Here is a 25,888-nt window from a genome sequence, read left to right as displayed (position 1 = left end):
AAACGGAGGAACCATGAAACTGTCAAAAATTGCGGCTCTGTTGATGCTGCCCGTGCTGGCGCTGACTCTCGCGGCGTGCTCTGCCCCCAAGGGCGACGCGAAGGATGCTACGAGCGGCGATGCGCAGATTGCCGAGCTCATAGCGCAAAAGCCGTCGAGCGCCGAGGAGGCGGCCAAGCTGTATCAGCAGCTGCTGCAAAAGGAAAACGAGATCTTTGCGAGCGATAACGCCCTATGGGAAAAGGTGTTCCTTGCGGCCAACAAAGACACTCCCATGATTGAGGACGGCAAGAACTACGGTGACTTCTTGCTCGATACCATCGAGGGCGCCAAGGATCAGTTTGCGGCTGACGAGCTTAAGACGCTTAAGGCCGGCGCGCAGCAGGTCAAGGAGATCGAGGACAAGCTCATGGCGCTGGAGAAGGAGTTCCCCGGATGTGGCAGCACGCCCGGCGAGGGGGAGAGTGTTGATGCCTCGACCGCGGGCGTGACCAACGGCGAGAGCGGGGAGACGAAGTTCCCCAGCTTTAAGGGCAAGGACTTGGACGGCAACGATGTAAACAGCGACGAGCTGTTCTCCAAGAACAAGGTCACCGTCATGAACTTCTGGTTTACCACCTGCAAGCCGTGCGTGGGAGAGCTGGGCGATCTGGAGAAGCTCAACAAGGAGCTTGCCGAGAAGGGCGGCCAGGTCGTGGGCGTTAATTCCTTTACGCTCGGTGGCAACAAAGACGAGGTGGCCGATGCCAAGGACGTGCTTTCCAAGAAGGGCGTGACGTATAAGAACATCTGGTTTAAGTCGGACAGCGAGGCCGGAAAGTTCACCTCCAACCTGTACTCGTTCCCGACCACCTACGTGATCGACCAGAACGGTAACATTGTGGGAGAGCCGATCATGGGCGGCATCAACTCCGCTGAGCAGCGCGAGGCGCTCAACAAACTGATCGATCAGGCACTCGCGAAGAGCGAACAGTAAGTCCGTGGGACAGACAACTGAAGGGGAGTCGCTGGAAACAGCGACTCTTTTTTCTGCTTCGGGGTAGCATCATGGGTATACGTCGAAAGGGCACGCAGCTTTTCGTGCATTGCCTGAGCGGTGCGCGAAGCAACCAAGCTGTGAGTTTTCTTAAGCGTTCTGGGTATGGCAGTGTCAAGAATATCGGCGGCATAAGCGGCTACACGGGAAAGGTGGTGCGTTAGCTATGAAGGTGGTTATCGTTGGAGGCGTCGCGGGCGGCGCATCGGCGGCGGCACGTTTGCGCAGACTCGACGAACAGGCCCAAATTGTCATCTTTGAGCGCACGGGTTTTGTATCGTATGCCAACTGTGGGCTTCCGTACTACATTGGCGGCGTGATAGAAGAAGAGAGCGCATTGACGCTGCAGTCTCCCAAGGGCTTTTGGGATCGCTTTCGCATTGCGGTCAAGACGAGTCACGAGGTGTTTGCCATCCATCCCGATTCGCATACGGTCGAGGTTCGCAATATGCTGACGGGCGAGGAATTTGTCGAGACGTATGACAAGCTCATCCTGTCGCCGGGTGCAAAGCCGATTCGCCCTGCGTTGCCGGGCATCGACTCGGATAAAATCTTTAGCCTACGCACCGTTGAGGACACGCTGCGTATTCACAGCTATGTTCGAGAGCGGCGACCGAGCAGTGCCGTCGTGATCGGCGGCGGCTTCATTGGCGTCGAGACGGCGGAGAATCTGTGCGAGCTGGGGCTCCAGGTGACCCTTCTGCAGCGTCCCGTCCAGCTTATGAACAACCTGGATTACGACATGGCGACCCTTTTGCATACCGAGGTGCGTGAGCACGGTATCGATCTGCGCCTCAAGGCCGATGTGACAGGTTTTGAGGAAGTTGATGGCCGCGTTGTCACCCATGTTGCGGGCGATGACCCTATCGGAGCCGATATGGTGCTGCTTGCCATTGGCGTGGCACCTGAGAGCCATCTGGCGCAAGAGGCGGGGCTCGAACTGGGCATCAAGGGGGCTATTGTGGTCAACGACCGCATGGAGACCTCTGCTGCCGACGTGTATGCCGTGGGCGATGCCGTGCAGGTCACGCATCAGGTGACCGGCGAGGACGCGGTCATTTCGCTCGCCGGCCCCGCCAACAAGCAGGGACGTGTCGTCGCCGATGTCATAGCCGGCATGGACAGCTGCTACCGCGGATCGTTGGGCTCATCGGTTATCAAGGTATTCGACTTGACGGCGGCAAGCACGGGACTATCCGAAAAGGCAGCACGCGCGGCGGGAATTGACTGCGACAGCGTGGTCCTGTCGCCCGGTTCGCATGCGGGTTATTATCCGGGTGCAACGCCCATGACCATGAAGGTTGTCTTCGAGAAGCAGGGATTGCGCCTGCTGGGTGCGCAAATCGTGGGCATCGATGGTGTGGACAAGCGTATCGACGTTCTGGCGACTGCCATCCAGGCAGGCATGCGCGGCGATAGGCTTAAGGATTTGGACCTAGCATACGCGCCGCCGTATTCATCGGCGAAGGATCCCGTCAATATGGCGGGCTTTATGATCGAGAACCTCAATCGCGGCATACTGGCGCAGTGGCATTGGGAGGATGAGCCCAACTTGCCACGCGATGGCAGCGTGCAGCTGCTCGATGTTCGTACGGAAGGGGAGTATGAGCGCGGGCATATCGATGGTTTCGTAAACATTCCCGTCGATGATCTGCGCAATCGCCTGGGCGAGCTCGACCGGGCCAAGCCGGTCTACGTGATTTGCCAGAGCGGCATTCGCAGCTACATTGCTTGCCGCATTTTGGCGCAGCATGGCTTTGAGTGCTTTAACTTCTCGGGCGGCTATCGCTTCTTTGCAGCCGTGACTGAGGCTCGTCGCGGCAGCGCTAACGTTATGCCGTGCGGGTTCGAAAAGTAGCGCGCATTGGAATGTGACAAAGTGACAGCCTCTTTGTCGCATCGGGGATGTTATATGCGGGATGGTGCGCCATGCGGCGTGCTGTCCCGTTCGTTTTTTGGCGCGGTTCGTTACATTCCTCACTGGTATCGGCCAAAAATGAGGATAGAGTAGGACAAACGCGCCGAACGTGAACGGCGGGGGAGCGGGCGAGCGCGCCCGCGCGAGAGAGGTTGCCGTCCATGCTGGATCTCAGAGTTATTTGCAAAAGGTACGTTACGCAGTCGTTTACGCAGGTAGCGCTCGACAGCGTAAGCCTGTCTTTTCGCGATAACGAGTTCGTAGCCGTTCTGGGTCCCTCGGGTTCGGGTAAAACTACGATGCTCAACGTCATCGGTGGACTCGATCATTTCGATTCGGGCGATCTGCTGATCGACGGCATCTCGACCAAGGACTTCAACGACCGCGATTGGGATGCCTATCGCAATAATCGCATCGGCTTTGTGTTCCAGAGCTATAACCTCATTCCGCATCAGAGCATTTTTGAAAACGTGGAGTTGGCGCTTACGCTCACGGGCGTGGGGCATGCCGAGCGCCGCCAACGTGCGCGCAAGGCGCTCGAGGCAGTCGGTCTGGGCGAGCACGTTGACAAGCGCCCGAGCCAGCTTTCGGGCGGGCAGATGCAGCGCGTGGCCATTGCCCGCGCCCTGATCAATGACCCCGAGATTGTGCTGGCTGACGAGCCGACCGGCGCCTTGGACTCAACGACATCCGTACAGGTCATGGATTTGCTCAAGGATGTTGCGCGCGATCGTTTGGTCATCATGGTCACGCACAATCCCGAGTTGGCATACAGGTACGCCACGCGCATCGTCACCCTGGCGGACGGCAAGATCACCGACGATTCCGACCCCTTTGATGCTGCCGAGGCCGCGCGTCGCGAGGCCAAGCCCACGCGCAAAACCTCGATGAGCTTTGTGACAGCGCTGGGGCTTTCGGCGCGAAACCTTTTGACCAAGAAGGGCCGTACGGCTATGACGGCCTTTGCTGGTTCGATCGGCATTATCGGCATTGCGGCGATTCTGGCGCTCTCCAACGGCGTAAACGGCTACATCAAAAAGGTCGAGGAGGATACGCTCTCGAGCTACCCGCTCACCATTTCCAAACAAGATTATGACCTGTCGTCCATGATGGGCGGGCATGGAGCTACGGATGAGGAGGCGTCCGAGGACAAGGACGCGTCCGACGGCGCCACCGGCGGCAAGGCTCAGGGGACCGATAAGATCCCTGTGGTCACGGCCGTAAAGGATATGTTCGCAAGCGTTAAGTCCAACGACATGACGAGCTTTAAGGCATGGCTCGATGCCGGTGGCGACGGCATCGATAAAGAGGTCAACGCCATTCAGTACGGCTACGGTGTATCGCCGGTTGTCTATCGTGCCGGCAAGGGCGATGAGAAGCCTGTCCGGCTGGTGCCCAACGCTATGACTGAGGCCATGAGCGGAGGTGCGAGCTCGGCGGCAACGGTGAGCATGGAATCCATGGGAACGTCGGTCTTCAACGAGATGATTGACGACCAGAGCCTGCTCGACAGCCAGTACGATGTTGTTGCCGGCCATTGGCCTACGTCAGCCAACGAGGCCGTGATGGTGCTTTCGAGCCGCGGAACAGTGGGCGACTACACGCTCTACAGCATCGGTGCGCTGGATATCGATGAACTCAACGACCTGGTTAACAGCGCCATGACGGCCGACGGCAAGGTCGAGGCGCCCAAGACCGGCGCCGACTTTACCTACGACGATGCACTGTCCACGACGTTTAAGGTGTTGTCGCCGGCAGATGCCTATCGCAAAAACGAAGAGACCGGCATGTGGACTGACATGGCTGGCGATGCCGACTATATGGCGGCCAAGGTTGCCGACGGTATTGACGTGCGCATTGTGGGCGTGGTGCGACCCAACGAGACGGCCAACGCGAGCGCATTATCCCCGGGCATTGCCTATACGCATGCGCTGACTCGCCAGCTTATGCAGCGTGCTGCCGATTCGCAGATTGTGCAGGAACAGCTTACCCACCCCGAGACGGATGTCTTTACGGGCAAAACCTTCGACGAGCTGCAGGGAGAAGCCAAGCAAGGCGTGGATCTGGGCAGTATGTTCAGTGTGGACGAGGCGGCGCTGAAGAGCGCGTTCTCGTTTGATACGTCTGCGCTCTCGGGCGCGGCCGGCGGTATGGACCTTTCTGGTATCGACTTGTCCGGGCTGGACATTGACCTTTCGGGTGTTGGGAAGGACATCGACTTTAGTGACATCATGGCCAAAGCGCCGGCCCCAGATTTCTCGGGCATCTTTGATGGTCTTGAGCTCACGCCTGAGCAAATGCAGCAGGTGGGAGCACTTGCCAACCAGCTGTTTGAGGGCTTTATGCGCTCTGATCAGTTTAAGGCACTGTCACCCGAAGATCTTAAGGATGCGTCAAAGCTTGCTGCCGCATTCTCGGCGTACCTTGAGAATGATGTCGCAGCCCAGCAATACCTGGCTCAGCTCAGGGCGCTCGGCGGCGATGCCCTGGCCGAGCGTCTGCAGCAGGTGATGGGCGACTATGTGCAAAAGCAGCTGGCTCCGTATTTGCAGCAGTCTATGGATCAGGTGATGAAGGCGGTCAGCGAGCAGATTGCGACGACGGTATCAACCCAGCTCAAGGCGGGTGCGGCAGGGCTCATGGGCCAAATGGCGACGCAGATGTCTTCGAGTTTTGCCAACCTGGCGAGCGCCATGCGCGTGGATGCGGGCGCCTTTGCTCGTGCCATCCACTTCAACATGGACGCCGAGGACCTGAGCTCGCTCATGATGAGCTATGCCAAGGCGTCGAAGCTCACCTACGACAACAATCTGACCACGTTGGGCTATGCGGACGAGGCGGACCCCATTTCGGTCAAGATTTTCCCGCGCGACTTTGAGGCCAAGGAGCGCGTGCTCGATTACATCGATGCGTACAACAAGCAGGTCAAAGCTGCTGGCCACGATGAGCAGGCAATCTCGTATACCGACTACATGGGCATCATCATGGGCTCGGTGACCGACATCGTGAATACTATCAGCTTGGTGCTCATCGCATTCGTGAGTATCAGTTTGGTGGTGAGCTCCATCATGATCGGCATCATCACCTACATCAGCGTGCTGGAGCGCAAAAAGGAGATTGGCATCCTGCGCGCGATCGGCGCGTCAAAGCGCAACGTGGCCAACGTATTTAATGCCGAGACCTTTATCGAAGGCCTCATTGCCGGCGTCTTTGCCATTGTCGTCGTGGTGGCCGTGAGCTTTCCGGTTAATGCCTGGGCGCTTGCGGCCAAGCAGGTGCCCAACCTGATGAGCCTGCCCGTTCAAGACGCGCTGATGCTCATTGTAATTTCGGTGCTGCTGACGGTCGTTGCCGGCCTGCTGCCGGCTCGCAGCGCATCCAAGAAAGACCCTGTGGAAGCCCTACGCTCCGAATAATGTGACAAAGGGACAGTCCCTTTGTCACATTGGGTGGCTAGCTCGTTTTGCCCATCAATGTGATACGGATGCTTGGATGGGTGTACTCGTCAAATTCATCCTCGGGATCCGTGTCAAACGAATAGTACGTTTTGATGGGGTTGCCACTCGTCCTGATGGAGATTCTCTCGTAGAGCGAACCGTTCAAAAAAGCCTGCCTAAACTCTTCGGGGAGCTTTTGCGGTGCTAGGAGCTCGGGACTCACGGTCTTGACGTCTACGGTTTGGACGACAGAGGAAAGTTCGTCCAAGTCGAGCTCGATGCGGGCGAGGTTGTCCTCAAGGCTCGCGTCGGGGTCGATCTCTGCTATGTAACTCACTTCCTTGAGCGTTCCCTTGTTGTCGAAATCCAGGTACGTATAGGTCTTCTGGGTATCGGAGTCGCCGTCGTGAAGGTAGCCGCGGACGTGATAGCCGTAATCTTGATATCGCTCGTAAGGGTCATCGGCGGATACGTACTCGCATGCGGGCTCTAGCGTCTTGCGGGCGATGGCGATCTGCTCGGCCGCGGCCGCGGCGTTCTGTTGCATCTCGATGTTTCCCTGCGCCAGCTGCGGGATATAGGCACCGCACACGATTGCGAGGGGCAGTGCCACAAGCGCGACGATCCACTTTTTTGCACGGGGGATAGGCACGCCACAGGCCTCTGCCATGGCCTTTGCGTTGGCAAAGCTTTCGGCAAGCACGTCTGCCGCGGTGGCGACGGCGCCTACGGCAGCGGCGACTTCTGCCGCACCGCCCAGGTTGCGTGCGGTCTCATTGTCGCTGTTCTTGAGCAGACGCGCGGCGGCCTGCGTGCCAACAACGCCTGCAATTTGTGCCGAGCGGTCTTTTTCGCTCTGCTCGACGGCGAGCCGGTGCTGCATTTCCCTCCACTGCTTGCCGCGCATGCCAAAGCGCGGCGCGAGCGCGCAATAGCAGAAGATGATGAGCTCGACGGCGGTGAGCGCCAAGGCGGTCATCATGCCCGTCTCCTGGAAGCTTTCATGATGGAAGACGATATCGTCAATCATTTCGAAGGGAATGATCAAAAAAGGCAGCACAAACGCCATGGCAAGCGCCGCGCCGGCAACCTTGGGACAGATGCAGTATCGCTGGATGCGCTTGCGTTCTTGTTCGGAAAGTGTAGCCATAGCTGCTCCTTGGTGTCGTGGCGGTCGTTGCGGCGCATGGGGTGCGGGGCGCATCAGTTTGAGCTAGCGCTGGATAAGAACATAGAGCAAGATGCTCATCGCGATGAGCAAGAAGCCCGCGATGTTAAACATCAGTGTGGCAAAGTTGCCCACGATGGGGCGTTCGACATAGCTTTTGTCTGGGTTGCTGGGGTTGTAGTACACGGTCATTTGGCTACCGAGGGGCCAAAGCTGCTCCGCGAGGGTGCCTAGGCGGGCGATGGGGCCTGTCTGCACGTGCAGCCAGCCCTTGGCGTCTTCGTAGGCGGTGGCTTGCGTGCGGATGGGGAGTCCCGACAAGCTTTTGGTCTTTATGCCACGGAATTGTTTTTTCGCGCGGTATTGCGTGCCGTCGACGGCGTATTCCAAAACGGGATACATCCTGCCTTCGCCCATAAAGCGATGGTCGATGACCGTTCCCATGGTCACGGCGGTACAGGCCTTGGCTTTCTTGCGGGCGGCGGCCTTCATGAGCATGCTCGCTCCGATAAACAGGATGCCGATGCCTCCAACCGAGATGAGCGCGAGCAGAGATATCTGCGAGGTGGTCACGGCGTTCTCCTTTGGCGCGATACCGTCATATGTGACCCAGTATAGAGAATCCCGCCATCGATGAGCTATTGCGGGGGGGGGTCAATTCTGAATGTGACAAATGGACTGTTCCTTTGTCACATCGGGGACTGCGGAATTGAGGTCTAATACTTTTCCCGAGAAGTGAACGAGTGAAAACGGACTCCCGAAGCATCGACACTTTTGGCGTGCAATTTCCTGCGGTTTTGCCAGTCAAATCCTGCGGTTTTGACGCCTAAAAATGTCAATGCTTCGGGGGTCCAAATACAGCCGTTCACTTCTCGGGAAAAGTATTAGACCTCGAAATATGGGCGGCGTTCGCGAACGGCAACTAGCTTGCGTCCGGTAGCCGGCACTTGGGGCAAAGGGACTGCCCTTTTGCCCCTTCACCATTGCATCGTATCTGGTGTGGAAAAAATATCGCCTGCGTTCTCGCGCCTGCGAAGAGTTCCTGAACCGCTTGAATGGGATGTGACAAAGGGACAGTCCCTTTGTCACATTGATTTGAGAATGGATGTTGATGTATTTATCGCTGGCCCCTATGGAGGGGATTACCGGGCATGTGTTCCGTCGCGTGCATGCGGAGTGCTTCGGCGCGCTCGATTGTTATTACACGCCGTTTTTGCCGCCGCCGCGGGTGGGCAATCGCTTTGGCGGCAAGGCGTTTAAAGAGGTCGATCCTGCCAACAACCAGGGACTTAACGTGGTGCCCCAGCTGATGTCCAAGAATGCGGACGAGTTTGTGTGGGCGGCGCAGGTGCTTGCCGATATGGGTTACCGCGAGGTCAACCTCAACCTTGGCTGCCCTTCGGGTACGGTGGTCGCGAAGGGCAAGGGTTCGGGCTTTCTGCGCAATTTGGATGAGCTCGAGGTGTTCTTGAGCGACGTGTGCGAACGCTCGCCCTTGCCGGTGTCGGTCAAGACCAGACTGGGGCTCGAATGCGATGACGAGTACGAGCGCGTGCTCGACCTCTATTGCCGAATGCCGCTGGCGGAGTTGATCGTGCATCCGCGCGTGCAAAAGGACCGTTATACGGGCTCACCGCGCAAAGAGTTTTACGGCGAGACGCTGGAACGGGCGCCGTTCCCCGTGGCCTATAACGGCGACATCTTTGATCTTGAGGACATGGATGCGCTGGTGAAGGCCTATCCCGGAACACGCCACGTAATGTTGGGGCGCGGCTTGCTTGCGAATCCCGCGCTGGCTCGCATGGTTAAGGGCGGCCCTGCCGCCACGGCTGCCGACTTGCAGCGCTTCCATGACACGCTGTTTGCGGCCTATGCGGACGAGATTGGAGGCAACGCGGTCTTTCGCATGAAGGAGTGGTGGTTCTACGCCAAATGCGCCTTCGCCGATCCCGCTACCGTGCACAAGCTCGTGCGCAAGACCAAAAAGGTCGATGAATATCGTGCCGCCGTCGAGCGTGTCTTTCGTGAACAGCCGCTTGCGCCTACCGCGCGCTTTTGCGGCTAGTTAGTCATCGGGGACGTTCTTTAACGACTACTCATTTAAGTGCGTCCCCAACGACTATGTTGCAAAAGCTGTACGTCAGCACCCAAAGATGTCGAAAAAAGTCGACTTTGGATGCTGACATACACGTTTGGGTTCGGCGGGGGACTAGGCAATCCTTGCGTCAAGGGTAATGAGCTCCCTGAGCCGCTCTGCGCGTGTCTGCCCATGACGCTTTGCCTTTGCGTCAAATGCTTCAAGAACCGATTCACCCACACGTGCCGATAAAACAACGCTTGGTTCATCGGAAATCGGCGGCCTTCCCAACTTGACGGTGTGGCCCTTTGGCCACTCATCTTTTTCGTATGCCGCTGCGGCTTTTTCTAGCTCACCGGGAGCAAACCCCATCATCTTTTCGAGCTGCTTGGCGTCCATAGTGCCTCCTATCGATCGATTCCGATTTCCCTGAGCACCTTGCGCGTAGGAGGGACAAGGGCGTGGTAAATGATGTAGCCATCCCGATCGGGGCAACATCGAGCGATGAGCTCCATGAGGCGGCTTCTCTTTTTGTATACAATTTTGTAGACAAAAATACAAGTAACTAGTCATTTAAGAACGTCCCCAATGACTACCTGTGGTGGGCCCATGCAAAAAGCTGTACGTCAGCATCCAAAGATGTCGAAAAATGTCGACTTTGGATGCTGACGTACATGTTTGTGCCGTATGGGTTTGTGCGTTGGGGCCGGCCGACCGCAATAGAACGCTAGAGCAGGTTCTTCTGTATCCACGCGATGATGTCGTTCGATTCGTAGAGTGGCGCGCCGTCAATGAACAGGCAGGGAACCTGGCGTTTTCCGCCGACGGCGATGAGTGTCCGCTCGGCATCGGAATCGGTCGAGATATTACGCTCGGGGATGGTCACGCCGTTATCGGCCAGGAAGCGCTTGACCTTTATGCAATACGGGCAGCCGGTCATAACGTAGAGCGCGAGCTCGTGATCAGTAGCCATAGGTCTCCAATCGGTTGAGGTTTCGATTGAAATACCCAAAGCCGCCGCGGTCTATGCACGCGTCAACGACGACTCGATTGCCTGTACCAGAAACGCCGTGGCTCCGGTGCCGCAGGGCTTGTCGTAGTAGTCAACAAAGCGCTGGTCGGCAAGATAACCATTGGCGAGGCCCAGGTATGCTTCGTCCTGGGGCTCGTGTCCCCAGTTAAGGCCAATCCATCGGCGGTGCATTGCGACAAGCTTGCGGGCTTCGCTACTCTTTGGATCGCCGTCGCCCATGGCAATCGAGAGCTGGCCCAGAATAGCGCGTTCAAGTTCCTTCATGTCGTTCCATGTCTCGGGATCCATGTCCAGCAACGCCTCGCTTGCCGCATCGATTGCCTCATCGCCATAGCGCGCCCGGGCCTCGGTACCGTAGCGCTCCTCGTTTTCGTGCACGGAGCGCCAGCGCTCCAGTTGCGGCAGCACGGCGCCCATGAGCGAAACGGCCTCGTCGAGTGACATACCGGTGTTTTGCGCCAGACGCGGGGCGCAATCCTCGATCATCGCCTCCATCGTAGTCTCGTAGGTGTACTTGCCGCGGTCGTAGCACCACTTGCAGTAATGGTCGGTCGTGGCGCCCGCGGCATCGGTGCCGCAGTCGTCGGGCGTGAGTATCATGCCGCAGCTCTGGCAATAGTGCTCGGGCATTTCGAGCAGACGAGACAGAGGCTCGCCGGTCACGGCGGCAATGAGCTTCATCATGTCGATGCCCGGTGTGACCTCGCCGCGTTCCCAACGGCTGACGGCTTGGCGTGTGACGAAGAGCTTGGCGGCGAGTTGCTCTTGGGTGAGATTGTTGTCGCGGCGGATGGCGATGAGCTTTTCTGCAAAGGCCATGACGGCTCCTTTCTGCTGTTTGTTGCTTTAAGCATACGCGGCGGCCGGCACCCTTCCAAGCAACCGTTGGTTGCACGACGGGGACCGCGGCGAAGAATTGCGCGCAACACCCCACGCCTCCATGCCGTACAATGACCGGCATGGAACCTATTGCACACATACATACCGACCTGCCGCAGAAGTTCGGCATCCCACGCAACAGCTTTTTGGCGCCCCATCTGCAGGGACGCATCGTCTTTGAGCCGGAATTTGCCTCCAACGCTGCAGTTGAGGGTCTGGACTCCTTCTCTCACCTATGGCTGCTATGGTGCTTCGAAAACGGAACGCCCGGCGGCACGGCTAAGGACATAGCCGCCGATGCCAAAACGCAGGACAGGTCCGGCACCAACGCAAAATGGTCGAAAACCGTGCGCCCACCGCGTCTGGGTGGAGCCGAACGCGTGGGCGTGTTTGCCACGCGCAGTCCGTTTCGCCCTAATCCCATCGGGCTCACCTGCGTCAAGCTCGATCGTGTCGAGCTCACCGACGATGGTCCCATCATTCATGTGCTGGGGGCCGACCTGCGCGACGGCACGCCCATCTACGACATTAAGCCCTACATTCCGTTTGCGGACTGCCACCCGGATGCGACGGGCGGCTGGATTGAGGACGCGCCGTGGCAAGAGCTCGATGTTGAGTTCCCGCAAGCGCTGAAAGATACGGTCCCGCCTGCAAAGCTCCCCGGCTTGGTCGAGGTCCTTCGCCAGGATCCGCGCCGCGCGGGTAGCAAGCACGAGCCAAACCGCGTTTACCATTTGGCTTACGCTGGGCTTGACATATCGTTTACGGTCGACGGAACCAGGTTGACGATAACCGCCATCAACGACGCGCGAGACTAACCAGCCATTCGTCCGCACCCGTCAAATTAAGCGCCAAACTCCGCTCCAAAACCGCCCACGCTGGTGGACAATAACGCCTACCGAAACAATCCGCTTTGCACGGGAGCTCAGCATGAAATACGACTTTACCTCGCTTATCGACCGCCACGGTATGGACGCCATCGCCGTTGACTCCTGGGGAGAAATTCCCGACATGGCTCCGAACGCACCCGACGAGGGCTTCGACCGCATCCCCATGTGGGTGGCGGATATGAATTTTGCCACGGTGCCCACGGTTCAGGAACACATCATTCAGCGCGCCCAGCATCCCATGTTTGGCTATTTCAATCCGCGTGACGAGTACTTCGACCGCATCATCGAATGGCAAAGCCGTCGCAACGGCGTTGAGGGCTTGGCGCCGGAGCATATCGGCTACGAAAACGGCGTGCTGGGCGGTGTCGTGTCGACGCTGCGCGCATATGTCCAGCCGGGCGATGCGGTACTGGTCCACAGTCCCACCTACATCGGCTTTACCAAGTCTATCGAAGCCGCGGGCTATCGCATTGTCCACAGCCCGCTTAAGCTCGACGATCGGGGCGTGTGGCGCATGGACTTTGAGGACATGGAGCGAAAGCTCGCCCAAAACCACATCCATGCCGCGGTGTTCTGCTCGCCGCACAATCCCTGCGGCCGCGTATGGGGGCGCGACGAGATCGAGCGCGCCATGGACATCTATCGTCAGCACGATTGCGTGGTGATCTCGGATGAGATTTGGTCCGATATCATCCTGTCGGGTCACAAGCATATCCCGACGCAGTCGGTGAGCGAGGACGCCCACATGCGCACGGTTGCCCTCTACGCGCCCAGCAAGACGTTTAACCTGGCGGGCCTGGTCGGCAGCTACCACATCATCTATAACGAGACGCTGCGCGACCGCGTGTGCGCCGTGTCCAACAAGACCCACTACAACGAGATGAACGTCCTTTCGATGCACGCGCTTATCGGTGCCTACCAGCCGCAAGGCTACGAGTGGGTTGATGAGCTCAATGAGGTCATCGAGGGCAACGTCGACTACTTCTGCAATTACGTGGACAAGCATTTTGCGGGCGTGTCCTATTCGCGTCCGCAGGGCACCTACATGGTGTTTCTGGACTGCACCGAGTGGTGCCGCGAGCATGGCCGCGATATTCAGTGGCTGCTCGACGAGGGCGCTCGTGTGGGCGTGGGGTATCAGGACGGCCGCCCGTTCCACGGGCCCTGCCACATTCGCGTGAATCTGGCACTGCCCCTTTCGCGGGTAAAGGAGGCGTGTGAGCGCCTGGACCGCTACGTTTTTGGGGTATAGGGGGGCGCTCGATTCGAGTGTTGCCCCATGCGCCCACGCCGTCAAAATGCGTGGGCGCATGGGGCGCAGAGGGTAGCGAGCGCGTTTTTCGCATTCGCTACTTTTCCTGAATCTGCTTGCCGCAAAGATGCTCAATTGAAATCTCGTAGAGTTGGACGCCCTTGATGTCTTTGGCGATTTCTTCCTCGACTTCTTCGGCAGAAGGGTAGTACTTAAGCGCGAGCTGGCGGACTTTGTCCTCGATAAACGCAGGCGCTTCATCTACCAGGCGGCAACGGCCAAAGACCACAGTGCTCATGACGTAAGGAGCCCAGTCGCCGTCCTTGTACCACTCGTTGCCGTAAACGGTAAAGCAGACTTTATCGTCACGCCTGAGCGAATCGACCTTGTGGCCGGCCTTGGCGCCATGGAAATAAATCTTGTCGTGCTCGGCGTCAAAGAAGTAGTTGACGGGAATGGCATAGGGGTAGCCATCATCGCCGTTGACGGCAAAGACGCCGCGCTTACAGGTGGCGAGCAACTCGCGCGCTTCCTCGTCAGTGATGGCGCGTTTCTTTCGACGTAAGGGCCTAAACATCGTTGGCTTCCTTTCTGGCTGTGCATGGTGGTTGAGCACAAACTATAGCGAAACGGATCCGTATTTCTTGATGCGGGCGAGTATGTTTTTGAGCTTGTTAAAGTCGAGCGGTTTGGGCAGATGGGCGTTCATACCGGCATCGTGTGCCGCCTTGGCGTCTTCGGCAAAGGCGTTGGCGGTGAGCGCGATGATGGGGATGTCGGCCGCATCGGCCTTTTCGCTCAGGCGGATCGCGCGGGTTGCCTCGTAGCCGTCCATGCCCGGCATCATGATGTCCATTAGAATCGCATCGAAGCTACCCGCGGGACGGCCAACGTATAGGTCGACCGCTTCGTTGCCGTCGGCGGCGCGAGTTACGACGATGCCCTCGCTTTCGAGCAGAGCCTGGGCAATCTCGGCATTGAGCTCGTTATCTTCTGCCAAAAGAACGTTCATGTCTGCAAGCGAGCAACTGTATGCCTGCTCGTCCGTACGTTCTTTTGCCTGAGGGTTCTTGTCGATCTCGAGCGGAATCTGGACGTTAAACGTACTTCCCACGCCAACTTCACTCGAAATCTCAATCGTGCCGCCCATCATATCGATGAGCGATTTGACGATCGGCATGCCCATGCCAGTTCCCTGAAATTTACTGCGGGCATCGTTGCCCTCTTGGGCAAACGGTTCGTAGATGTGCTTAAGAAATTCGGGCGACATGCCGATGCCGGTATCCGAGACGCTAAAGCAAAACACGGCGTGCTCGTCGTCGACCGGTTTGATGGTCGATGAGAACGTGACGGTGCCTCCGTGCTTGTTGTACTTGATGCTGTTGTCGAGCAGGTTGACAAGGATCTGCCGAATATGAGTGGGGCTGCCGATCATATATTGGTCGACAGCGTAGGGCTCGCTGGTGTCGAGCATGGTTATGCCGCGGTCCGATGCGCGGAGCTTGCACAGTACGAGCGCATTGTCGCACAGCTCTTTAAGGTTGAATGATTCGTGCTCGAGCGTCACTTTGCGCTCCTCGATCCTGCCCATCTCGAGGATGTCGTTAATCAGTGACAGCAGGTGATTGGCGGCAACGCGCGCCTTGGCGCGGCTTTCGCGGGCGACCTGCATGTCGCCTTCTCTCAATTCCTCAATTTCGATAAGGCCCAGGATGCCGTTGAGCGGCGTGCGGATGTCGTGGCTCATGCGCGTGAGGAAAGCGGTTTTGGCGGCGTTGGCGGCATCGGCTTTCTGCCGTTCCTCCTGTGCGCGGTAAAGCGACCAGACAAGGATGGCGATGCTGGTGAGCAAGATGCAGATGATAACAGTCGCAATGGCGGTGCGGTTACGATAGAAAAACTGGAACGTGTCCGATTCTTGCGCCGAGTACGATGTGGGGAAATAGCTGTTTGCAGAGAGCGATTCACCTGCATTGACGATGCCCTTATTGATGATTCCCAGCAGCTCGGGCTTGCCGCGCGAAATTAAACACGATAGCTGCGCCGTGTTGGTGAGTTCCTGTGTTTCGAAATCCTCGATGTCGTAGGTGTCGCGGAGAGTTTCCAGGCGCGTGCTGGGGACAATGATGCAACGTGCCTTCCCCTCATTGAGGGCTTTGAGCACCTCGCCGTCATTCGAGTACTCGGTTACTGTTGCGTTCGGGAAGAGACTTTCGAGCTCAAAACGGTTAACGATTGTGCTCTTTGTACAAGCGATGTTCTTAAGGTCGCTGTTCAGGTTTTTGCCACTGTGAATGGCGGTCAGCGAAACCGTTCCCATCGAGTTTGACTGGATGACTCCTGTCTGCTCGGCGAGCCAGTAGTCGCGAAACAATGGCAGGGCGACATCGATGGTTCCGTTGGAAAGGGCTTTGATCATTTGCCTGTTGTTCGAGAGTGCGATTGTTTTGACCGTAATACCAAACTTGTCGTGCAACGTCGTTGCAAGCGAGGCGAGCGATCCTTCCATCTCGCCGTCGTCATTTTGCGTGCAGTAGGGAAGTTGGTTTTTAAGATAGCCGAGCGTGATGGTATTGCCGTTTGCTTTGAGCCAGGTGGTCTCGGGGCCGGTGAGCGATGACGAGCCACTGTTTTGGGTCGAGTAACTCGATTTGACTTCCTCGTTATAGCGCGGGTTATCGCGGGCGATGGTCGTCATGGCGGCGTTGATGTCGTTCATCAGATCGGGGCGGCTTTTGGGAACGGCAAAATAGTAGTCGCTCGAGCCTACGTAGAACATGGGTGACGCATCGGGCGACGAAATGGTATCGTTCATGATGACGGCGTCGACCTCGCCGTCTGCAAGCGCCTCAAAGAGGGCGCTGCCGGTGTCGATTTCTTTATAGGTGCAGGTGACGCCTTCGTCGGCGAGCCACTGCTGGCCGACGATAGTTTGCATAACGCCAGAGTTGCAGCCGATGGTGAGGCCTTGGAGCGCCTGGGGGTCACCCTTGGCCAGATCGTCGCGGTCGGGCCTGGCGTAGATGTAGTAGCGCTCGGTGCCCTCGGGGTTCGAGGAAAAGAGCAGCTTCTGCTCGCGTTCTGCCGAATACGAGATGTTGGGCATGAGGTCGATTTCGCCTGCTTCGAGCATGTCCATAAGCTCGGAGAAGGTGCCGCTAACGTATTCGTATTGCCAGCCCTTTGTGTAATACGAGAGGGTCTGGAGGTACTCGTAGCCCCACCCCGAGAGTCGCTCGCCCGGCATGCCTTCCTGGAAGCCTTTGTTGTTGACGAGCCAGCCAACGCGGACCGTCTTGACCTGCTGGTCGGAGTCGGCGGCAAAGGCGGGGGCGGGCATGACGGCGCTCAGTATGGCGAGCGCGGCAAGCGCGACGGCCAGGGTGCGATATAGAGCCAAGCGAAGGACGGCGGAAGGTTTCACATGAAATCCTATCGAGTTGAGACAGTTTCACATAAGGATACCAGCTCAGCCTGCCCATTCAGCCGCCGCACCGCTAAACGGTTAGGTAGTCATTGGGGACGTTCTTAACTGACTAGTCGTTTAAGAACGTCCCCAATGACTAGTTCCGTTTGCGGGGGAGGCGTGGGACAATACCGAGCGAATGTGATTGGGCGTCTGGGAAAAGGGGTCGCGATGAACAAGTTGAGGACGCTTGCCGACGTGTTGCGCCAGGCTGGCTTTGCGCGCATCACGGGCCTGTTTCTCGTCTTCTATCTGCTGTGCTCGACGGCCGTCTGGCTGTCCGAGCCCACGACCCTTACGTTTGGCGACGGCCTCTGGTTTAGCTTTGAGACCGTATCGACGATCGGCTTCGGTGATATCCCGGCCGAGACGCCGGTTGCCCGCGCTATCACCGTCGTTTTGAGCGTCATCAGCATCTTCTACATCGCCATGCTCACGGGCGTGGCGGTGAACTACTGCAACACGCTCATCAAGATGCGCCAAAAGGACACCATGGCGCGCTTTATGGATGATCTGGAGCATTTGGAAGAGCTCGATCGTGACGAGCTTGCCGACCTATCGCGCCGTGTGCGCGAATATCGCCGACGCCAACGCTAGAACGGGCGCCGCGCGTCACGACGAGGGGGACTGAATATGAATATCACGGTATACCTGGGTGCCAGCGTCGGCAATGACCCGGCGTTTCTGCCCGCGGTGCAGGAGCTGGGCGACTGGATTGGCGCTAACGGACACGCGTTGGTATACGGCGGGTCCAAGTCGGGTCTGATGGGTGCGCTCGCCGATAGCGTACTCGAGGCAGGTGGACACGTGACGGGTGTTGAACCGAGCTTTTTTATCGAGGCCGAGTTTCAACATGACGGTATCGACGACCTTATCGTGACGAGTGACATGGCCGAACGCAAGGCCAAGATGATTGAACTCGGTGACGCGTTCATCGCCTTTCCCGGTGGGACGGGTACGCTCGAGGAGATTGCCGAGGTCATGTCCGCCGTGTCGTTGGGGCATCTCGATGCGCCGTGCATTCTGTACAACCTTGGGGGCTACTACAACGATCTTAAGGCGTTGCTCGAGCACATGATTGATAAAGGGCTTTCGAGCCCGAGGCGCCAGCACGGCATCTACTTTGCCGACGATTTGCGCGAGATTGCCTCGATTATCAACGGATAAGTCTTGAGCCTGCCCCACTATGACTCCCAATGGTGCCGTTTGCGGCGCAGACGGTTGGCTCGTTCGGGCAACGCTCGCTCTACAATAAAACGTATCTTTGCCGAATTCGACCACGGGAGGTCCCGATGGATAGTCTTGCAAAACCCAAAAACCGTGCGCTGTTTTTAGTTAGCGTTGCCGTGACCGGTGCGTTCGCAGGCGCCGCGGTCTGGCTGTTCTTTTTTGCGATGGAGCACGGTGTCGACTATCTGTGGACCGAGATTCCGCACGCGCTGGGCGTCGCTTCGCCTGAGCTCGCGAGCGGCCCGTTCGGTTTTCTGCCGTACCCGTTTTTTGTCTGCTTGCTGGGCGGCCTGCTGATCGGTCTGTACGAAAAGATTACGGGCACCAAGACCGATGACCTCAACCAGGTGATGGCCAAGGTTAAACAAGACGGTCGCTACCCGTACGACAACCTCGGCAAGCTTTCGCTTGCGGCATTGCTGCCGCTGCTGTTTGGCGGAAGTATTGGACCGGAGGCCGGCCTGACCGGAGTTATCGCGGGTCTGTGCAGCTGGGTCGGCGACCGCATGCGTCGCTTTGGCGCCGAGTTTAGGGAGCTCACGCTGCTGGGCACCCAGGCTGCCCTGACGGCGCTCTTTACCGCGCCCGTGTTTGGCTTTGTGGCGCCGCTCGCCGGTAGCGCCGACGGCCAGGGCGCTGGCGAGGACTCCGCGTCCGATGAGATCACCATCAAGCTGCCCAAGGCGCAAAAGACCGTGGTCTACGGCATCGCGATTGCCGGCGGTCTGGGCACCTATCTGCTGCTCGGCCAGCTTATGGGTGGCGGCATGGGCATGCCGAGGTTCGAGGCTGCCGAGGTGGGCAACCTGGAACTTGTCTGGCTCATTCCGCTGGCGTTGGTCGGCACCGTATGCGGTTGGCTGTACTTTGTCTCCGAGCATGCAAGTGAGGCGCTGTCCCATGCAATAGGGGAGCGCCCCGTCGTCAAGGCCATGCTGGCTGGCCTGGCGCTCGCCATCTGCGGCACAGTTCTGCCTTATACCATGTTTGCCGGTGAGACCCAGGCCGACGTACTTATGGAGACCTACCTCACCATCCCCGCCGGTGTGCTCATCGCGACCGGTCTTGTTAAGGCCATGCTGACCCCCGCCCTCATCAACCTTGGTTGGCGCGGCGGCCACTTCTTCCCGGTTATCTTCTCGGGCGTGAGCCTGGGCTACGGCCTTGCCATCCTCACCGGCGCAGATCCGGTCTTTTGCGTCGCCGTCTGCACGGCATCGACGATGGGCGCCGTTATGCGCCAGCCTGTTATGGTTGTGGGCCTGCTGCTCATGTGCTTCCCACTCAAGGGTATCGTTTGCATGATTATCGCTGCAGCCATCGCCGCCGGCATTCCGCTGCCCAAGCCGCTGCGCAAGTAGCGTATTGCGCTTTACGGTTGTTCAGAACTTGTTTTAAAGAAGCCGCGTGAGGCCGTTTGTTTACGGCTCGCGCGGCTATTGTTTAGAACTTTCTCAGCACGATGGCGATGGTGTTGAGGTATTCGAGCGCGCCGGCTTCAACGGCAGCGCGGTCGCCTGCTGCGTACTCGTTGTCGCAGGCGAGCCAGTCTTCCCACGCTTCGTCCGTGCAGAGCATAGGCTGCATCGAGACAATCTCGACGCCGGGGGTCGGCTCGATCATGGCGCGCCACCAGGCTATGTCGTGCATATAGTCGAGCTGCTCGGGTGCCCAGGATTTGAGCAGGCAGGCGGGCAGGTTGTCGTGGCAGTCGCGAACCATGCCGGGGATGCTTAAGTAGAGCATCCCGCCTTGCTTTACGTAGGGGAGCAGGCGCTCGCCCAGATAGTGCGGGTCGCGACCGTAGTAGTTGTACGAGTCGATGCTCACGACTGCATCAAAAAAGTCGTGCTCAAACGGCAGCCCTTGTGAGGCGTCCGCCTTAACAGGGTGAATAGTGTCGCGGGGGATGCCGAGCGAATCGAAGAACGCGCGGTTTTCCTGTGGGTCGCTCCACAGATCGACAGCGTACGTGTCCAACCCGTATTCGTGGGCAAGCAGGGCGCTGGTGATACCGGTGCCCGATCCAAGGTCGCAGACGCGGACGCCGCGGGGGATGCTTGCGCCGCGAAGCAGCTCTTCGCAGAGCTTGAGGGGGTTCGGCCCCATAATCTTAGAACGTACAAGTGCCGCGTCGAAGCTGGTGGCTTTTGGGAAGGATTGAGATTTCGCAGAGTTCATTGTTCTTTCCTATCAGGTGCATATGTGGCAGATGACGGAGGCGGAACGGCGCAACAAACCACGGCCGCAAGACGGCCGTTTTCAATTTGTATGCGATTGACCGTTCCCTAAAGAACAATGACCAAAAAGACATCCCCTTGGATGATCGAAATTGGGCTGAGGCCCGTGACGTTTTTATTATAGAACGTCACACACGGGCCGGGGACATGCCATTTGTCACGGATTGGCGGATGGGCGATTACGACCGATTGTGGCCAGCATGGGTCAAGTTTCGCGTGGCTACAGATCGCGTACTCGATAAACCTTGGTGCTGACGATGCAGCTAAGTGCACATAGCACGAGGGTCAATACCGCGATTCCTGCGCACAGACAGCCAAGAACAGCAGGGTCGGGATTCGCCCCGGCAATCGACATGAGCCAGTTGCTGATGGGGTTGGAGGAGCTCAGCGCTGCCATGGCAAGGCACCCGAGCGGGGCAAACAGGCCGACGGAAAGGCGCAGCGCCTCCATGTGTCCAAATCGAAAGAACAGCGGCTGTGCCAAAAACACCATCATGAGGGAGATGAGCATCGATGCGGCGGAGGCTATTGTGGTCTCAAAGACGGTCTGTCCCGTCGAGGGAATACCCGCGCTGTTGAAGAGCGGGATGGAGACGATGCTCAAAAGCGCGGCGGCGCACGCCATGACGGCCGAGAAGACAATGATGCTCAGGTAGCGTGCACAGATGATGTCTTTGCGCGAGATGGGCAGCGTTGCCCGATAGCGCTCCCATCCGTTTTGATTGTCGTAGCCGGCCAGCGAGTTCATGACCACGATGGGCGACATGGCGCTGACCGCGCAGGCGCCGGCACTCATGCCAGAGTCACCGTCCGATGCGTTGGCGAGGGTCAGTACGACGAAGATGAACAGGCCGACGCCCGCGATGCTCGGGACAAGCGTGCGGACGATGGCGAGCTCAGACATAAAGGCGCGTTTCATTTCGAAGCCCCTTTCAGCGTGAGGCGAAGATAGTCATCAATGGTTGCCCGGTCGCAGGGAATCTCGGGGAAGGCCTCGAGCACATCGCGACGGTTGGGCACGAGCACGTCCACGCTATAGGCGTGGTGGGCGGCACGGGCGCCTTCGACGCAAGCCATAAGCTCTGCGGCCTGTGCTTGGGTGCAGTGGGCGATGCCGGCTCGGTCGGTAATGTCCTCGCGCGGCAGGTCAAACACAATCGAACCGTTATCGATGCAGATGACGCGGTCGGCGGCGCGATCGAGGTCGGACGTAATGTGGCTCGAGAGCAGCACGCTGTGCTGGCCGTCGGCGACAAAGGCAAGCAACTCGTCGAGCAGTTCCTCGCGCGCCATGGGATCGAGGCCCGCGGTGGCTTCGTCCAAAACGAGCAGCTTGGCATTGTGGCTGAGCGCACAGGCGAGCTGCAGCTTCATGCCCATGCCGCGGGAGAGGTCCTTGACCTTCGTCTTGGGGTCGAGGCCAAATCGGTCGATGAATCCGGCGAACGTTTCGCAGCTCCACGTGGGGTATGCCGGGCCTACGAGCTTCTCGACCTGGCCCACCTTGAGCATGGAGGGGAAGGGACACGTGTCCAGGGCAAGCCCGATGCGGGAGCGCAGGTGGCGCTGCGTCTCGTCGGGCGCGTTGGCGTCGCAGCGCTGTCCAAGCAGATGCACCTCGCCGGCATCGGGCTTTATAAGCCCAAGCGCGGCGCGAATGGTCGTCGTCTTGCCGGCGCCATTTGCGCCCACAAAGCCAACGATCTGGCCGGGCTCCACGGCAAGCGTGACGTCGCGCAGTGAAAAGCGGTCGCTCACGCGGCGCGATACACCTTTGAGTTCTAGCAACTTTTGCATGGTATAGCCTTTCTTGCAGATGGCTACTGCATGGTTTCGGGGGCCACAAGGTCGAGCATCTCGTGCAATTTGTCGCGCGTGACGCCCAGGGTTTCGGCCTGCGTAGCGGCCTGCGCAAGCAACTCTTCGATATGGCAGAGCTGGTTTTCGCGCAAGAGTTCCTGGTTTCCCTCGGCGACAAAGCAGCCCTTGCCCTGCACGGTGCAGATAAAGCCGAGCTGTTCCAGGTCGGCATAGGCGCGCTTGGTGGTGATGACGCTCACACCCAGGTCGCTCGCGAGTGCACGGATGCTGGGGAGTTTGGCTCCCGCAGCGAGTGTGCCCGAAAGGATCTGAGCTTTGACCTGCGAGGATATCTGCTCGTAGATGGGCTTGTCGCTCGAATTGGATAGGATAATGTCCACAGCGGCTCCTTAGCTGTTGGGCTACACGTGTATATAACCGGTAAGCACAGTATATATACACTATGTACAGTTACGCAAGAGCTAAATGTGGAATAGTCCGCCAGTGCCGCGCTTGCCCCAAAACAATCTCAATCTGTAACACCTAGGTCCGTTTTGGGTCGCCTGCTGTTACAGATCGAGATCTTATTTGCCCGCCTGCTTATTTGTCTCAATCTGTAACAGTAAGAGTCGATTTGCGCGGCTAGATGTTACAGATTGAGACATTGGCTCCCTGCCTTCCTGTTTATCTCGATTTGTAACAGTTAGACCTGATTTGGGCGGCTAGATGTTACAGATTGAGATTGTGCCGGCGGGCCTGCCAGTTTGTCTCGATCTGTAACAGGTAGGGGCTCAAAACCCGTCTTGCTGTTACAGATCGAGACAGTTCTTGAGGCGGCTGCCCGGTGCGCAGCGAGCTCAGCTGATGAATTTGTCCTGATAGGTGCCCTGTGGCGGGATTTCGCGGCTACAATAGTACGGTTTCAACGACGTAATGCACTCAATGCAAGAAAGGATCCGCATGGCAAGCCTGTCGGATGAAATCTCGTCGCGCCGCACGTTCGCGATTATCAGCCACCCGGACGCCGGTAAGACCACGCTTACCGAGAAGCTGCTGCTCTATACCGGCAGCATCCAGACTGCCGGCTCGGTCAAGGGCAAGAGCTCGGCCAAGCATGCCGTCTCGGACTGGATGGACATCGAGAAGGAGCGCGGTATTTCCGTTACCTCCTCGGTGCTGCAGTTCACCTACAACGGCGCCTGCGTCAACATCCTCGATACCCCCGGCCACCAGGATTTCTCGGAGGATACCTACCGTACCCTTATGGCCGCCGACGCCGCAGTCATGGTCATCGACGGCGCTAAGGGCGTCGAGGCCCAGACCAAAAAGCTCTTTAAGGTCTGTACGCTGCGCCATATTCCCATCTTTACCTTTGTGAACAAGCTCGACCACGAGGCTCGCGATCCGTTTGAGCTCATGGAAGAGATCGAGAACGTCCTGGGTATCAATACGTATCCCATGAACTGGCCGATCGGCAGCGGGCGCAACTTCCGCGGCGTGTTCGATCGTCAGACCCGTCGCGTCATTGCCTTTGAGGGCGACGGCCACGCCAACGCCACCAAGAAGGTCGCCGAGGTCGAGGCCGAGCTGGGCGATCCGGCCATGGACGAGCTTATTGGCGAGGAGAACCACAAGAACCTGATGGACGACATCGAGCTGCTCGATGGCGCCGGTGACGAGCTCGACCTGGATGCCGTGGCCTGCGGCAAGCTGAGCCCGGCGTTCTTTGGCTCGGCACTCACCAACTTTGGTGTGGAGCCCTTCCTTAAAGAGTTCCTGCGTCTGGCCCCGACGCCGCGCGCCTATACCGATACACTCACCAGCGAGCCGGTCGATCCCTGCCGCGATGACTTTAGCGGCTTTGTGTTTAAGATCCAGGCCAATATGGACAAGAACCATCGCGATCGCATTGCCTTTGTGCGCATTTGCTCGGGCAAGTTCGAGCGCGGCATGGATGCCTTCCATGTGCAGGGTAACCGCAAGCTCAAGCTGGCTACGGGCACCTCGATGATGGCCGACGATCGCGCCATCGTGGACGAGGCGTACGCCGGCGACATCGTGGGCCTGTTCGATCCCGGTATCTTTAGCATCGGCGACACCGTGTGCTCCGGCAAGCGCCACGTGCAGTATCCGCAGATCCCGACGTTTGCCCCCGAGATGTTTGCCCGCATCACGCAGGTCGACACGCTCAAGCGCAAGCAGTTCGTAAAGGGCATGGAGGAGCTTGCCCAGGAGGGCGCCATCCAGATCTTCCGTGAGCTGGGTGCCGGCATGGAGAGCGTCATCGTAGGCGTGGTCGGCGTGCTGCAGTTTGAGGTGCTCGAGCGCCGCCTTAAGGCCGAGTACCGTGTTGAGGTTCGTCGCCAGCCGTTGCCCTATACGGACATCCGCTGGATCCAGAACGACCCCGACACTATCGATATCCCGGGCCTTTCGCTCACGCGCGACACGCTGCGTGTCGAGGACATGCGCGGCGGTAAGCTGCTGCTGTTCACGAGTCCGTGGAACGTGGACTGGGCAACCGACCACAACCCCGACCTTATCCTGTCGGAGTTTGGCAACGTAACGTTTTAGTGCACCGGCGCGGTGGCCTTGCGGGGCTGCCGCGCCGTTTGCTTGCCTGCCGCCGCGTGAGCGGCTATCATACCCACCGTCGCCTCAAGACCGTGGCGGCCGAGCAGTTCGGGTCCGATATCCTGCTCGTTAAACCTAAAACCAAAGGAGTACATAATGATCAAGAAGGTCATGGAGGACTACAAGGTCCTGTTGCGGAGCATTCCCGCGGCAACGGTTTCGCTGTTTTTCGTGAGCGTCATCATGATGAACCTGCTGGCCAACAAAGAGCTTATCAGCCTGCCGTATCTGGCGCTCGATTGCGGCTTTGTGGTGAGCTGGGTTTCGTTTTTGTGCCAGGACATGATCTGCAAGCGCTTTGGCGCCAAGGCATCCATCAAAATCTCTATCCTCGCGCTGCTGGTCAACCTGGCCGTGAGCCTGTGCTTTTGGGCATGCTCGCTCACGCCCGGCATGTGGGGTGCCTACTACGACACGGGTATGATCGAGGTCAACGCCGCCCTTAACGCCACTATCGGCGGCACCTGGTACGTGGTGCTGGGCTCTTCGCTGGCAATGCTCGTTTCTGCCGTGGTTAACTCCACGCTCAACCAGTCGCTCGGCCGCATGCTCAAAAAGAATAACTTTGCGAGCTTTGCCTTCCGCTCCTATGTGTCTACGGGCATCGGTCAGTTTGTCGACAACCTGGTCTTTGCCATTGTGGTGAGCCACACGTTCTTTGGTTGGACTTGGGTGCAGGTCATTATGTGCTCGCTGACGGGCGCCGTCGCCGAGCTGCTGTGCGAGGTCTTCCTGAGCCCCGTGGGCTACAAGGTTGTGCGTGGCTGGGAGCGCGAGAACGTGGGCGCCGAGTACCTCGAGCGCCACGCAACCGCCTAAGGAGCAAGT

Annotated in this window: 22 protein-coding genes; 11 read left to right on the top strand and 11 right to left on the bottom strand. The window is 58.4% G+C overall.

Annotation, left to right across the window (positions count from 1 at the left end; all coding sequences use genetic code 11):
* Positions 1 to 13 precede the first annotated feature (13 nt).
* The 3 genes from DXD24_RS00820 (at position 14) to DXD24_RS00810 (ending at position 6,370) form a co-directional block, all read left to right on the top strand.
* Complete coding sequence (locus tag DXD24_RS00820; RefSeq protein WP_117645851.1) at positions 14 to 976, top strand: redoxin domain-containing protein; 963 nt, start codon at positions 14 to 16, stop codon at positions 974 to 976.
* 226 nt (positions 977 to 1,202) lie between these two features.
* The gene (locus tag DXD24_RS00815) at positions 1,203 to 2,894 is read left to right on the top strand and encodes an FAD-dependent oxidoreductase (RefSeq protein ID WP_117645849.1); all 1,692 of its coding nucleotides are present in this window, start codon (positions 1,203 to 1,205) and stop codon (positions 2,892 to 2,894) included.
* Between the two features lie 221 nt (positions 2,895 to 3,115).
* Entirely contained in the window at positions 3,116 to 6,370 is a 3,255-nt protein-coding gene (locus tag DXD24_RS00810; RefSeq protein WP_117645847.1) for an ABC transporter ATP-binding protein/permease, read from the top strand.
* A gap of 37 nt (positions 6,371 to 6,407) precedes the next feature.
* Here the strand turns inward: DXD24_RS00810 and DXD24_RS00805 are convergent, their stop codons facing one another.
* Positions 6,408 to 7,541 (bottom strand): hypothetical protein, encoded by a 1,134-nt coding sequence (locus tag DXD24_RS00805; RefSeq protein ID WP_117645845.1) that lies wholly within the window; start codon positions 7,539 to 7,541, stop codon positions 6,408 to 6,410.
* Between the two features lie 63 nt (positions 7,542 to 7,604).
* Positions 7,605 to 8,132: a DUF3592 domain-containing protein gene (locus DXD24_RS00800; RefSeq protein WP_117645844.1), complete on the bottom strand. Its 528-nt coding sequence runs from the start codon at positions 8,130 to 8,132 to the stop codon at positions 7,605 to 7,607.
* A 538-nt stretch (positions 8,133 to 8,670) separates the two neighbouring features.
* On the opposite strand from DXD24_RS00800, the gene DXD24_RS00790 reads away from it, so the two are divergent.
* Positions 8,671 to 9,624 carry a tRNA-dihydrouridine synthase gene (locus DXD24_RS00790; RefSeq protein WP_117645842.1) on the top strand — a complete coding sequence of 318 codons (954 nt, stop codon included), beginning with the start codon at positions 8,671 to 8,673 and terminating at the stop codon, positions 9,622 to 9,624.
* A gap of 144 nt (positions 9,625 to 9,768) precedes the next feature.
* Here the strand turns inward: DXD24_RS00790 and DXD24_RS00785 are convergent, their stop codons facing one another.
* The 3 genes from DXD24_RS00785 to DXD24_RS10060 all read right to left on the bottom strand — a co-directional run bounded on the left by DXD24_RS00785 (position 9,769) and on the right by DXD24_RS10060 (position 11,488).
* Positions 9,769 to 10,035, bottom strand: coding sequence for a ribbon-helix-helix protein, CopG family (locus DXD24_RS00785; RefSeq protein ID WP_117645840.1), 267 nt, complete (start codon positions 10,033 to 10,035; stop codon positions 9,769 to 9,771).
* 328 nt (positions 10,036 to 10,363) lie between these two features.
* A complete protein-coding gene (locus DXD24_RS00780; protein ID WP_117645838.1) occupies positions 10,364 to 10,609 on the bottom strand; it encodes a glutaredoxin in 246 nt (81 codons plus the stop codon).
* 51 nt (positions 10,610 to 10,660) lie between these two features.
* Positions 10,661 to 11,488 (bottom strand): TipAS antibiotic-recognition domain-containing protein, encoded by an 828-nt coding sequence (locus DXD24_RS10060; RefSeq protein WP_158550109.1) that lies wholly within the window; start codon positions 11,486 to 11,488, stop codon positions 10,661 to 10,663.
* Between the two features lie 140 nt (positions 11,489 to 11,628).
* On the opposite strand from DXD24_RS10060, the gene DXD24_RS00770 reads away from it, so the two are divergent.
* Both DXD24_RS00770 and DXD24_RS00765 read left to right on the top strand, forming a co-directional pair.
* A complete protein-coding gene (locus DXD24_RS00770) occupies positions 11,629 to 12,366 on the top strand; it encodes a tRNA (N6-threonylcarbamoyladenosine(37)-N6)-methyltransferase TrmO (protein ID WP_233502280.1) in 738 nt (245 codons plus the stop codon).
* 112 nt (positions 12,367 to 12,478) lie between these two features.
* The gene (locus DXD24_RS00765) at positions 12,479 to 13,690 is read left to right on the top strand and encodes a MalY/PatB family protein (RefSeq protein WP_117645834.1); all 1,212 of its coding nucleotides are present in this window, start codon (positions 12,479 to 12,481) and stop codon (positions 13,688 to 13,690) included.
* Positions 13,691 to 13,787: 97 nt separating this feature from the next.
* On the opposite strand, the gene DXD24_RS00760 is transcribed toward DXD24_RS00765, so the two are convergent.
* Together DXD24_RS00760 and DXD24_RS00755 are read right to left on the bottom strand one after the other, a co-directional pair.
* On the bottom strand, positions 13,788 to 14,267 hold the full coding sequence (locus DXD24_RS00760) for a pyridoxamine 5'-phosphate oxidase family protein (protein ID WP_117630053.1): 480 nt from the start codon (positions 14,265 to 14,267) through the stop codon (positions 13,788 to 13,790).
* A gap of 42 nt (positions 14,268 to 14,309) precedes the next feature.
* Positions 14,310 to 17,114 carry a transporter substrate-binding domain-containing protein gene (locus tag DXD24_RS00755; protein ID WP_117645832.1) on the bottom strand — a complete coding sequence of 935 codons (2,805 nt, stop codon included), beginning with the start codon at positions 17,112 to 17,114 and terminating at the stop codon, positions 14,310 to 14,312.
* Between the two features lie 213 nt (positions 17,115 to 17,327).
* On the opposite strand from DXD24_RS00755, the gene DXD24_RS00750 reads away from it, so the two are divergent.
* From DXD24_RS00750 to DXD24_RS00740, 3 genes are all read left to right on the top strand, one after another.
* Complete coding sequence (locus tag DXD24_RS00750) at positions 17,328 to 17,753, top strand: potassium channel family protein (RefSeq protein WP_055252221.1); 426 nt, start codon at positions 17,328 to 17,330, stop codon at positions 17,751 to 17,753.
* Between the two features lie 36 nt (positions 17,754 to 17,789).
* A complete protein-coding gene (locus DXD24_RS00745) occupies positions 17,790 to 18,323 on the top strand; it encodes a TIGR00730 family Rossman fold protein (RefSeq protein ID WP_117635830.1) in 534 nt (177 codons plus the stop codon).
* Between the two features lie 125 nt (positions 18,324 to 18,448).
* Entirely contained in the window at positions 18,449 to 19,747 is a 1,299-nt protein-coding gene (locus DXD24_RS00740; protein WP_117645830.1) for a chloride channel protein, read from the top strand.
* An 82-nt stretch (positions 19,748 to 19,829) separates the two neighbouring features.
* Here DXD24_RS00740 and DXD24_RS00735 read toward each other — a convergent pair whose 3' ends face one another.
* The 4 genes from DXD24_RS00735 to DXD24_RS00720 form a co-directional block, all read right to left on the bottom strand.
* Positions 19,830 to 20,567, bottom strand: a complete 738-nt coding sequence (locus DXD24_RS00735) for a cyclopropane-fatty-acyl-phospholipid synthase family protein (RefSeq protein ID WP_117645828.1) — start codon at positions 20,565 to 20,567, stop codon at positions 19,830 to 19,832.
* Positions 20,568 to 20,846: 279 nt separating this feature from the next.
* On the bottom strand, positions 20,847 to 21,545 hold the full coding sequence (locus DXD24_RS00730; protein WP_117645826.1) for an ABC-2 transporter permease: 699 nt from the start codon (positions 21,543 to 21,545) through the stop codon (positions 20,847 to 20,849).
* Entirely contained in the window at positions 21,542 to 22,423 is an 882-nt protein-coding gene (locus DXD24_RS00725; RefSeq protein ID WP_117645824.1) for an ABC transporter ATP-binding protein, read from the bottom strand. The genes DXD24_RS00730 and DXD24_RS00725 overlap by 4 nt, the downstream gene beginning before the upstream one ends.
* A 23-nt stretch (positions 22,424 to 22,446) precedes the next feature.
* Positions 22,447 to 22,827 carry a GntR family transcriptional regulator gene (locus tag DXD24_RS00720; RefSeq protein WP_117645822.1) on the bottom strand — a complete coding sequence of 127 codons (381 nt, stop codon included), beginning with the start codon at positions 22,825 to 22,827 and terminating at the stop codon, positions 22,447 to 22,449.
* A 559-nt stretch (positions 22,828 to 23,386) separates the two neighbouring features.
* On the opposite strand from DXD24_RS00720, the gene DXD24_RS00715 reads away from it, so the two are divergent.
* On the top strand, positions 23,387 to 25,000 hold the full coding sequence (locus tag DXD24_RS00715; protein WP_117645820.1) for a peptide chain release factor 3: 1,614 nt from the start codon (positions 23,387 to 23,389) through the stop codon (positions 24,998 to 25,000).
* A 156-nt stretch (positions 25,001 to 25,156) separates the two neighbouring features.
* Entirely contained in the window at positions 25,157 to 25,879 is a 723-nt protein-coding gene (locus DXD24_RS00710) for a VUT family protein (protein WP_233502279.1), read from the top strand.
* Positions 25,880 to 25,888 lie beyond the last annotated feature (9 nt).

The sequence above is a fragment of the Collinsella sp. TF12-2AT genome, from assembly GCF_003436735.1.
GTDB lineage: Bacteria > Actinomycetota > Coriobacteriia > Coriobacteriales > Coriobacteriaceae > Collinsella.
This window is presented reverse-complemented; position numbering and strand designations above follow the sequence as displayed.